The organism is Nocardia spumae (assembly GCF_020733635.1).
In the GTDB taxonomy this organism is placed as follows: Bacteria; Actinomycetota; Actinomycetes; order Mycobacteriales; family Mycobacteriaceae; genus Nocardia; species Nocardia spumae.
Window position 1 is genome coordinate 6,229,387 of record NZ_JAJFZL010000001.1, and the last position, 11,031, is coordinate 6,240,417.

The 11,031-nt window shown below is 69.5% G+C and carries 5 protein-coding genes; all 5 read right to left on the reverse strand.

Translation table 11 applies throughout. The features are described from left to right. Positions 1 to 50: 50 nt before the first annotated feature. The 5 genes from LKD76_RS27730 to LKD76_RS27750 are packed head-to-tail and all read right to left on the reverse strand — an operon-like array spanning position 51 to position 10,970. Positions 51 to 1,781, reverse strand: coding sequence for an ABC transporter ATP-binding protein (locus tag LKD76_RS27730; RefSeq protein ID WP_227984345.1), 1,731 nt, complete (start codon positions 1,779 to 1,781; stop codon positions 51 to 53). After that, the gene (locus LKD76_RS27735) at positions 1,778 to 3,691 is read right to left on the reverse strand and encodes an ABC transporter ATP-binding protein (protein ID WP_227984346.1); all 1,914 of its coding nucleotides are present in this window, start codon (positions 3,689 to 3,691) and stop codon (positions 1,778 to 1,780) included. Before LKD76_RS27735 ends, LKD76_RS27730 begins: the two co-directional genes overlap by 4 nt. 46 nt (positions 3,692 to 3,737) lie before the next feature. Beyond that, positions 3,738 to 8,237, reverse strand: a complete 4,500-nt coding sequence (locus tag LKD76_RS27740; protein ID WP_227984347.1) for an AMP-binding protein — start codon at positions 8,235 to 8,237, stop codon at positions 3,738 to 3,740. Then, entirely contained in the window at positions 8,234 to 9,955 is a 1,722-nt protein-coding gene (locus LKD76_RS27745; protein ID WP_227984348.1) for a condensation domain-containing protein, read from the reverse strand. Before LKD76_RS27745 ends, LKD76_RS27740 begins: the two co-directional genes overlap by 4 nt. Positions 9,956 to 9,965: 10 nt before the next feature. Continuing rightward, positions 9,966 to 10,970 carry an ABC transporter substrate-binding protein gene (locus LKD76_RS27750; protein ID WP_227984349.1) on the reverse strand — a complete coding sequence of 335 codons (1,005 nt, stop codon included), beginning with the start codon at positions 10,968 to 10,970 and terminating at the stop codon, positions 9,966 to 9,968. Positions 10,971 to 11,031 lie beyond the last annotated feature (61 nt).

Sequence of the window (11,031 nt, forward strand, 5' to 3'; positions counted from 1 at the left end):
GGCCTCGGGCCGTTGATCTTCGGCAGGGTACATCCGGCTGCCGATGTCGATCAGGCGTCGACCAGGTGCCAGCCCGTGGCGCGCGACCGCTCGGACCAGAAGTGGGCGTAGCGCCCACCCAGATCGAGGAGTTCCACATGCGTGCCGCGTTCGAGGATCTGCCCGCCTTCGACGAACAGAATCTGATCGGCGTGGGCGATGGTGGACAGGCGATGCGCCACCACCACGACGGTCTTGTCACGGGTCAGTTCGTGGATGCCGCGGACCACGGCGGCCTCACTGTGTGGATCCAGGGCGCTGGTGGCCTCGTCGAGCAGGATGATCGGAGCGTCCTTCAGCAGGGCGCGGGCGATCGAGACTCGTTGTCGCTCACCGCCGGACAGGGCGGCGCCACCTTCGCCGACGGCGGCGTCCCAGCCGTCGGGCAGTTGTTCCACGATCTCGTCCACCCGGGCGATGTCGGCGGCCCGGCGTACCTGCTCGTCGGTGGCGTCCGGGTTGCCGATGCGGATGTTGTCGAAGATGGTCTCGTTGAACAGGTAGACGTCCTGGAAGACCGGTGACACCTGGCGCAGCAGGGTTTCCGACGGCTGCCGCCGCACATCGTGGCCGCCGACGGTGATGGCGCCGGCGCCGACGTCGTAGAAGCGGGAGGCCAGCTTCAGCAACGTGGTCTTGCCGCCACCGGAGGGGCCGACGATCGCCGTCGTGGTGCCGGCGGGCACGGTGAACGAGACTCCGTCGATGACCTTCTCGCCCTCGCGGTAGCCGAATTCGACCTTGTCGAACACGATCTCGGGTGCACCGGGGGTCACCGGTTCGGCGGCCTCGGCCAGATCGTGCTCGGCCAGGAAATCGGTGATGCGGTCGGCCGCATCACCGGCGCTGCGGATGGCGGTGCTCAGCTGCGCGGCACGGTTGATCGGCTCGATGAACCGGGCCGTCACCGCGATCAGCGCGATGGTGGCGGGAATGGACAGCTCACCGCCGGTCCCCCGGGCCACGATCACTGCCACCACGACCAGGAACACGACCTGCACACAGAGCGCGAACACCATCAGGCCGGGGACGCTGGCGGCGATCATCCGACGCGCGGCGCCACGTTGGTCTCGCAGCGCCCGGTCGAGGGCGCGGTTACCGGCACCGACCGCACCGAAGGCCCGCAGTACCGGCTGCGCCTGCGCGAATTCCACGACTCGCGAATTCGCTTCGGCCGCAGTGGCATCGAGCTGCCGATCGGCGCGGGTGTAGCTGTTGTTGGCCCAGCGGCTGACCAGCAGCAGAATCGGCAGGCTCACCAGCATGACCAACGCGATCCGCCAGTCGATGAACAGGACGCCGATCGCGACGCCGACGGGAACGACAACCGCGGTCACCACCGGCGCGAGCAGATAGTTGACGACCCCCATGATCTCGCGCACACCGCCGACGACCATGCGCGAGATGGATCCGGAATTGGCGGTGGCGAACCAGCCCAGCGGCAAGGTGCTCAGATGGTCACCGAGGCTGGTCTGCACCCCGCGCATCATGCCGACGCCGATCCGCAGGCCCACCAGCAACTGCTGATAGGAGCACAGCGAGGCCACGATCACCGCGACCGCCAGCGATACGGTCCACTGCCACGCCCGCCCGAAATCGCCGTCGAACAGCGCCTGCAGGACGGGAATCAGCAGCAGGTACGACGCGATCTGACCCAACGCCCCGGCGCCGATCAGCGCCAGATAGCGCGGCACGTAGCGGCGCAGGTCCGGCGGGATGAGCGCGAAGATCTTCCTGATCACCGGAGTTCCCCTTCCACGTCGCGGACCGCCACCGGGGATTGCCCGAGCACCCCGATCGACGCCTCGTTCTGTTCCCACAACCGCTGATAGAGACCACCGGCCACCGACAGCGTCGCGTGCTCGCCGGACTCGGCGACGGCGCCGTTGTCCAGCACCAGAATGCGGTTCACACCGGTGATGGTGTGCAGGCGATGCGCGATCACCACTACCGTGCGCCCCGCGACCAGCACCGCGAGCGCATCCTGCACCGCGGCCTCCGATTCCGGATCGGCGAAGGCGGTCGCCTCGTCGAGTACCAGGATGGGGGTGTCGGCCAGCAGGGTGCGCGCGATCGACAACCGTTGCGCCTCACCGCCGGACAGCACCGCGTCGACACCGATCTCGGAGTCGTATCCGCGTGGCAGTTCCAGGATCCGATCGTGGATCTGCGCGGCGCGGGCGGCGCGTTCGATGGTCTCGGCATCGGCCTCCGGCCGGGCCAGGGCGATGTTCTCGCGGATCGTGCCGCGAATCATCCGCACATCCTGCAGGACGAATCCCACGGTGCGGTAGAGCTCCTCGGTCGAGAAGTCCCGGACATCCCTGTCACCGATGGTGATGCGGCCGTCGGTGACGTCGTAGAACCGGGGCAGCAGCCGGGCCAGCGTGGACTTTCCGGAACCGCTCGGACCCACCAGCGCGGTGATCGTGCCGGGCGCGAGTTCGAAGTCGAGTTCCCGCAGCACCGTTCGATCGGCGCGGTAGCCGAAGCTGACGTTCTCGAATCGCACCACCGGCCCGACCGGAGCCTCGGTCGCCGTCGCCGTCGCCGGCGCCGTCGCCGGGCCGCCGCCGGCGCGGGTCGCCAGTTCCGGGGTCTGCTGCAATTCGTGCAGTCGCAATGCGGCGGCGCCACCCTCACGCAGTGCCTGACCACCGAATCCGATGCCGAGCAGCGCACTGCCCAAACCGATTCCGAGCAGGAGGAACGGCAGGATGTCGACCGGATCCATCCAGCCGAGATCGGCGAAGCCGAGTCCGGCGACCACCACGACCAGCATCAGCAGGACCGGGGTCAGCAGCAGCTCGGAGGCCGACTGCAACCTGGTCATCGGCGTCTTCCACGCCAGCAGGCTGTCTGCGGTGTTGTCGACCGCGCGCTGGTAGGTGCTGTGCGCCTTGCGGGCCCGGCCGAACGCCCGCACCACCTGAATTCCGTCGACGAATTCGATGATGGACTGCTCGATGGTGCGCTCGTGGTTGTTGAAGACGGCGAACCGCGCCTGATGGTCCTTGCCCATCATGGCCGCCAGGCCACGGGTGTAGAGCACCAACGGCACCAGCAAGATCAGGGTCAGTCGCCAGTCGACGGTGAAAAGGTAGATCAGCGCGACCAATTGGACGGTCACCGCACCCACGAATTCCAGCCGCGCATGCGCCACCAGATAGTGCAGTGCCTCCACATCGTCCTGCAGGAACTTCTTGACCTCGCCGGAACTGCGGTCGGTGAACCAGCCCAGCGGCACCCGGGTCAATTTGGCGGCCAGCAGCTGTCGCAGGCCGAGCTGGAAGGAGGCGTCGACCGCGTGTGTCCACACCAGCGCCACCACCTGCAGCAGTCCGCGCAGCACCAGCACGAGGACCGCCGCGATCACCAGCCACCACACCCGGCCGGTATCGATCGGCGTGGACAACAGTGCGCGGCAGGCCTCGACGATGAGGACGAACGGGACCACCGAGCAGATCGACGACAGCACGATCACGAGACTCGCTCCGGTCAGCGTGCCGTTGACCGGTCGCAGGACCTGTTTGCGCGCGAGGCCGTCGGCACGCTTCTGCTGTTTGCGCGCCACCCGATCCGGCTGTAGCGGTTCGGCCTGGTCCGCGGCGCGCTGCCGCGACTCGACCGGCTCGGCGGTATCGACCGTCATCGGCTCGTCCCTCCCATGGTTGGCCCTCCCATATCAGTCACCCTGCTCATACCCGGCCCGCGAATTCGGGCGCCGCGAACTCGCTCAGCACGGCCCGCCAGCGCTCGGCGCGCTCATCGGCTCCGGCCTCGTCGAGCACCGCGGAGTTCATATCGAACACCGCCACGAGTGACGGTCCGGAATCCCGGGCCACCACAGCGGTATTCACATCGATGGTGAACCGGAGCGGCAGATCGGGATGGACGGCGATACCGAATTCGGCGCTGAGATCCGACAGCGGCACCGGCGACCAGGGGCCACTGCCGAACCGCAGGACGTCGAACCGGCCCAAATGATTGAGCCGGATCTGCCCGCGAGCGGCGAATGTGCGCTCCGCCAGCAGTCCGGGTCCCGACTCCGGCGTCCAAGCCGCGAGCTCGGCCGCCGGTACCAGCACCGTCTCCTCGACGGTGAACCAGCCCACCCGGCGGGTGTCGTCATCGGGTGCGCGGCCGTGGGATTCGCGGGTCACCGCGATCCGGCCGGACTCGTCACCGGTATCGGAGACCAGTCGCGCGCAGGCCGTCAACAGCAGTTCTTCCAGTGCCGCACCGGTTTCCGAACACCGCCGCAGCAGTGCCTCGGTGATCTCGGGGCCCAGATCCACCGTGCGGTGGATCGCCCGGCCCGCCCGGTCGCGACGCGGATCGGTGAATCGGCCCGACAGCGGCGCACCCAGGGTCGGCGGAACAGGAGCGGCCGGTGTCGTCACCGGCTCGCCCGGAATCTCGTTCAGCGGCAGCTGTCCCTGCCCCATCCGCCGCAGATCGTCGACCAGAATCAGCCAGGACACCACATCCACCGCGAGGTGGTGAATCGACAGCACCAGGCGTGGCCGCGGTCCCGCGAGCAGGGTGGCGGCAACCATCCGGCCCGTGTCCGGGTCCAGACGGCGCACGGTGTCGGCCAGCTGCTGTGTCGCACCGGCACTGTCGTCGTGCTCGTCGACCACCACGAGCAGTTCGGCCACGCTGGAGGTCTCACCGGTGATCAGCACCGGACCGCCCTCGGCATTCGCCGCCACGCGTGAACGCAAGCTCGGATGTGCGGTGGCCAGCGCCTCCAGCCGTTCGATCACCGCGGCCGCGGTGGTGTCGGCGTCGAGCGAAATGACCTGTGACTGAGCGAGATAGCGGTAGTCGCCGTACGAGATGATCTCGTGTGCGAGCGGAGTCAGCGGCAGCACGGTCCCGGCCGCGGTCACCTCGGCGACGGTTTCCGCCTCGTCCGCCGGCTGGTCCAGCCGCCGGGCCAGATCACGAAGATCGGCCGACGCCAGCACCTCTCGCGCGGAGACGTGATAACCGCTACCGCGCAACCGGGACACCAGATCGATGACGCCGATACTGTCGATTCCCAGATCGACCAGGCTGTCGAGGATGCCCACCCGGGGATCCGGGCCCGCCTCACCGCCGGTGCTCATCGCCGCGATCAGCGCGAGCAGACTGCGTTCGGTATCGGTCCGTGGTCGCGCCGCGTCGCCGGTGACCGCCGGCCGGGCCAGCAGTGCCGTGGCCGCGTGCACATCGAGTTTGTCGTTGCGGTTCAACGGAATCTCGTCGACTCCGACGATCCGCGTGGGTACCAGGAATTGCGGCAGCCGCCGCGCGAGTTCCGATCGGATGCCCGCGATCGGCCGATCGCCGACGACCAGCGCACCGAGCCGGATGCGTCCGTTATCGGTGAAGGCCAGCGCCGCCGCATGTCGTACTCCGTCGAGTTCGCGCAGTACGACGCTCACCTCGTCGGGTTCGACCCGGTAGCCGTTGATCTTCACCTGGGTGTCGACGCGGCCTTCGTAGGACACCGTGCCGTCTGCCGCGCGACGCACCAGATCGCCGGTGCGATAACGCCTTTCCCCCGCGGCACCGGCGACGAAGGCCGCCGCGGTCGTGCCGGGGCGCGCCAGATACCCGAGTGCGAGTTGCGGGCCGGACAGATACAACTCCCCCTGTCCACCCGGCGGCACCGGCCGCAGCCGATGGTCCAGGACGTGGGCGAGCATCGCGTCGAACGGCCGCCCGATGGTCGGAGCGGCATGATCGTGCACATCGGCCATCAAGGCCTCGACCGTGGTCTCGGTGGGACCGTAGAAGTTGATCACCCGCGTCGTAGGCAGCCCCCGCAGACGCCGCCAGGTATCCGGGCTGATCGCCTCGCCGCCGAGCGCCAGAATCGCGAGCGGACAGGATTCCACGCCGTCGCGGGTGCGGAACAGCCCCGCGGCGATCAGGCGATTGAGCATCGACGGGGAGGTGTCGAAGATATCGATGCCGAATTCGTCGATGGCACCGACGATCCGCTCGGCATCGGTGCGCACCTCGTCGCCGAGCAGCACGACGGTATGCCCGCTGAGCAGAGCGACCGTCGGCTGCCAGGCCGCGTCGAAACCGGTCGACCACCCGTGCCCGATCCGCAGCGCGCGACCGATCGCGGCCGAGGTGGGGGCGAAGATCCGGCGTTCGTGATTGGACCAGTGGTCGAGCAGCGCGCGATGCGGAATCGCGACGCCCTTCGGGCGGCCGGTGGTTCCGGAGGTGAACACGACGTAGAAGGGGGCATCGGGAAGGCCGCGGGGGCGCTGGTTCGCGAGCGGATCGGCACCGCCGCCCACGCCGTTGCCATCGACATCGGCACCGCCGCCCACGCCGTTGCCATCGACATCGGCATCGCCATCGCCATCGGCATCGGCATCGACATCGACATCGGCATCGGCATCGGTGAACCGGAGGCGACCGGTGTCGTCGGGTACGCCGTGACGGCAGCGCACTCCCTGCTCCCGCACCTGCGCGAGCACGTCGGCGCGATCGGCATCGGCCAGCACCACACGGGCGCCGCTGGTGGCGAGCAGATAGGCCACCCGGTCGGCGGGGGTGGCCGGGTCGACGTGCACGCAGGTCGCACCGGCCGCCCCGACCGCGAAGGGCGCGTGCAGCACCCGGCGATCGCGCGGGAGCATGACGGCGACGGCATCGCCCGCGCGCACGCCACAGGATCGGATTTCCGCGGCCAGAGTGCCTACCGCGGCGCCGAATTCGGCATAGGTATGGGTACCGCGCGCATCGACGACCGCGATGTTCTCCCGTGCCGCGTCGACCGCCGAGAACAATGCCTCCGGAACCGTCCGGAATCCGCGGTCCGCAGCATCGTGAGTACTCGCGCTCGTGTCCGCGGGGGGCGCTGTCGTCGTGGTGGCCGTCAGCACGGCGGGTTCGTCCGGGAGCAGCACATCGACCGCACCGCAGGTCTCGGCGGCGATGATCCGCGAGGCGACCGCGAGCACCCGGCGCGCCATCCGATCCGGATCGAAGGTGGTCAGCACATCGGGGCGGGTCTCGACCCGGCAGATCAGCTCGCCGTTCTCCAGCACCGGCACGATCGCGAGCGGATAGTGGCTCGGGGAGTCGACGCGGCGCGGGGTCAGCGTCGCGCCGCCACCCATCGGCATCGCGGCGGTCACCGAACCGGTGGGCGAGTTCTCGAACACCAGCAGGGTGTCGAACAGCTGCCCCCCACCGGCCTGGCGGGTGATTTCGGCGATGCCGAGATATTCGTGCGCTCGCGTCCGGGCGACCGTGCGCTGCAACAGCGCACCCACCTCGGCGGGTGCGCGATCGTCCATGCGCACCCGGACCGGAATGGTGGTGACCAGAGCGCCGACCAGACGTTCGGCATTCGGCAGTGAGGCGTCGCGGCCGGAGGTGGTCTGGCCGAACACCACGTCGTCGCGGCCGGTGAGACCGGAAAGAATACGGCCCCAAGCCAATTGGAGCACCGTGTTGAGGGTCAGCCCGTGGCCGCGCGCCCACGAGGTGAGCGCCTCGGTGGCGGCGCGGTCGAGCCGGGCCTCACCGATGTTCGGCAGATCGATATCGACCGGAGCGGGCGGTCCGATCATCGGCATCGGCACCAGGCCGTCGAGCGCCTCGGCCCAGGCGCGGGCCGAGGCCTGCGTGTCACGGGTGGCGAGCCAGGCGGCGTGTTCGCGCAGCGGCGGAGCGGGCGGCAGGGCCGCGCCGGCTCCGCTGTGCAGGGCGATCAGATCGGAGAACAGCAACGGGATGGACCATCCGTCGACGACGATGTGGTGTGCGGTGCACACCAATTCGTAGTCGTCGTCGGCGACCCGGGCCGCCACCACCCGGAACAGCGGGCCCCGGTCCAGGTCGATGCGACGCCGCGCCTCGGCCCAGTACAGGTCTCGCGCCGCCGCATCCGGATCGCCGGACTCGCGCAGATCCACCTCGCGCCAGCCGATCCGGCCGTCGGAGGTGACGACGAGCACCGGATGCGGCACATCCTCGGCGAGCACCGCGGCACCGAGGTGCGGATACCGCTCCAGCACCCCGTCGAACGCCCGCCGCAGCGCGGCGAGATCGGTGAGCCCCTCCACTCGTACCGCGAAGGTGACCAGGTAGGGGTCCACGCCCTCCGACAGCGAGCTGACCGTATACAAACCGCGCTGCAACGGTGAGAGGGCGATGACGTCGAGGATTCGGGTACTCACCGGGCAGCGAACTTCCCGGCCACTGCCCGCAGCGCCGCGGGGTCCAGACCGGAGGCGCTCATGGGGGCGACCGCGGCCGGTTCGGCGGCCTGCTCCTGCCCCGGTTCGGCCGCGACCAGCCGCGACGCCATCTCACGGACGGCCGGGAATTCGAACACGTGCTGCACATCGAGGGTGTAGCCACGCTCACCCAGCAGCGTCACCAGCCGCAGTGCCGCGATGCTGTCACCGCCCAGGGAGAAGAAGGTGTCGGACCGGCCCACCGGATCGTCGGAGTCCAGATCCAGGACCTCGCGAATACCCTCGGCGAGTAGGCGTTCGGCGTCGGTCTCGGGTTCACCACCCAGTCCGGTCATCCCGGCGTAGGCGGCGTCGAAGCGCTCGAACAGCGTCGGGACCTCGCCGGCGCCGATCGGCAGCGAATCATCCGGCGCCGCCGCCCATTGCGCGAACCGCTGCTCGAAAGCCTGTGTGATCGCATCGATTTCGGGCCTGCCCGCCATCTTCGCGGGGAAGTCGACGGTCACCGTCGCGTCGCCGTCGCCGGTGACGATATCGACGACGATATCCGCGCCGTGCGGACGCGCGACGCGGCGCTCCAGTTCCCGCACCGAGAGCCCGGCGGTGGGCTCGGTGCGGACGTTGACCAGCGCCTGGAAGGGCACCCCGTCGGCGACCGCGACCGCGCCGCGCAGTTGATGAGTCAGCCGCTCGATCCGGGTACCGGCATGCGAGCGGGCCGCGACGGCGAGATCGGATACGGCGGTGACGAGCGCACGCGGGGTGCGGGCCGAGGCCGTATCCACCCGCAGCACCAGATAATTGGCGTAGGCGCCGAACGCGACGGCGTCGTCGGCACGGCCGGCGTCGACGATGCCCACCGCGACGTCGGCTCCCAGACCGGCTTCGGCCAGCACCGTGGCCAGCACCGCGGTAGTGGCCGCTTCGAGATCCGCGGCGCCGGTCAGCGCGGCGACCACGTCGGCCGGCAGCCGCAGCGTGCGCCGCGCGGACGCCGGAACATCCTGCCCGGCAGCGCTGTCGGAGCCGGCCCCGGCGCCGCTCGAGGAGACCACGACGGCCGCCCGCTCGGGCAGGCCCGCGAGGCACTCCAGCCAGTAGCCCAGTTCACCGTCGTCGGCGGCATTTCCAGCGAGCGTCTTGACCTGCGCGAGCGCATGGGCGCGGTACTGCCGAACCGAGTCGGCGGCAGCGGTATCGGCGCCCAGCAGTTCCGCGATGAGCACATCGACCGTGCGGTCGTCCGCGGCGATCGGATGTACGGCGATCGACAGCACCGCACCCGTTGCCGACCGGTACAGCCGCAGCCGAACCGGGAGATCGGCGGTCAGGTCGAACCGGTGCGCGGCATCGGCGCGCAGTGCCGCCGCGAGGTCGTCGCCGGGGGCGAGATCGACCACCTCGAGCACCGACTCGGGCGCGTCGGCGACCCGCTGATACGGAATGCGGCGATCGGCCGGGTACACCGTCCGCAGGATCTCGTGCCGGGACAGCGTCGCTACCGCCGCGCGGCCGAGCTCCGTCACATCGATATCACCGGTGATCTCCAGTGCGGCCGAGAGATTGGCCGCCGGTGTGCCGCGCAGCCGTTCGGGCAGCAGGGCGGCCTGCTGCGCCGGCGACAACGGCACCCCCCGGCCGCCGGAGCGTGGTTCCGCACCCGGCCCGGCTGTGTTGAATACGGACGAGTCAGACATGCCTAATCCCTTACTTGGCGACGTTCGCGAGCGTCGGTTCGAGCTTGCCGAGCACATAGGGCACCGACAGCGCCGTGGGCAGGTTGATGGCGTTGATCGTGGCCATGTCGACGAACGAGATGCCCCCCTGGCGCACCGACGGCAGATCGGCGTAGCCCGGCAGCTGAGTGAACTTCTCCTGCAAGCCCGGAGCGGCGCCGCACACCAGCAGATCCGAAGTCAGATCGCCGAGCCGTTCCGGCGACAACGCCAACCGACCGCCCGAGGGCGCCTCGGCCACCAGCTTCTCCGGCATGGTCATACCGAGCCGGATGAAGGTCTGCGCGGAACCGTCCTTGGGATCGGCCAGCACCATCAGCTGCGTCGGCGTGGTGAGCATGCAGGTCAGGAAGGTCTTCCCCGTCAGCTTGGGGTATTTCGCCGCGACCGCGTCGATCTTGCCGTCCACGTCCGCGACGACCTTGCGGGCCGCGTCCTCCTGGTGCAACGCCTTGCCCAGCGCGGTCACCTCGTCCTGCCACGGATCGATCTGGGCGGAACCGATACTGCCGATGGTCGGCGCCAGTTTCGACAGTTTGTCGTACATGGCCTTGTCCATCAGATAGTTCGGGGCCACGATGAGATCCGGCTCCAGCGCCGCGATCTGTTCGACCAGGTCGCCGCCGGCGGTGAGGGACTTCGCCCCCTCGAGTTGCGCGGGCTGAATCCACGGCGCGGAGGTGGTCGGCCCGGCACCCGGGATCAGATAGCCGACCGGCTTGACGCCCAGCGCCACAGCGGTTTCCACCCATTGGTTACCGATGGCCACCACGCGCTTCGGAGTGCCCTCGATCTGGGTCCGCCCGAGGCTGTGATCGATGGTCACCGCGGCACCGGAATCCGTGGCGTCGTCGCTCGATCCACACGCGACCGCGGTGGCGGCCACGCCGAATGCCATCACGACCAGACCCGCCCGCCGCAGGGCGGTGCGCAGGCGCACGCCGGTGCGGCGCGCGGAAGCTCGATCTCGATTCATGACGTCAACTCCTTGCACTTCACACTCCGCCGCGCGCGGGGCACCGCGGCGATCATCCGAT

Excerpts from the sequence above, each read along its gene's own strand:
- LKD76_RS27745 (WP_227984348.1), bottom strand. The coding sequence starts at position 9,955 with ATGTCTGACTCGTCCGTATTCAACACAGCCGGGCCGGGTGCGGAACCA.
- LKD76_RS27735 (WP_227984346.1), bottom strand. The coding sequence starts at position 3,691 with ATGACGGTCGATACCGCCGAGCCGGTCGAGTCGCGGCAGCGCGCCGCG.
- LKD76_RS27750 (WP_227984349.1), bottom strand. The coding sequence starts at position 10,970 with ATGAATCGAGATCGAGCTTCCGCGCGCCGCACCGGCGTGCGCCTGCGC.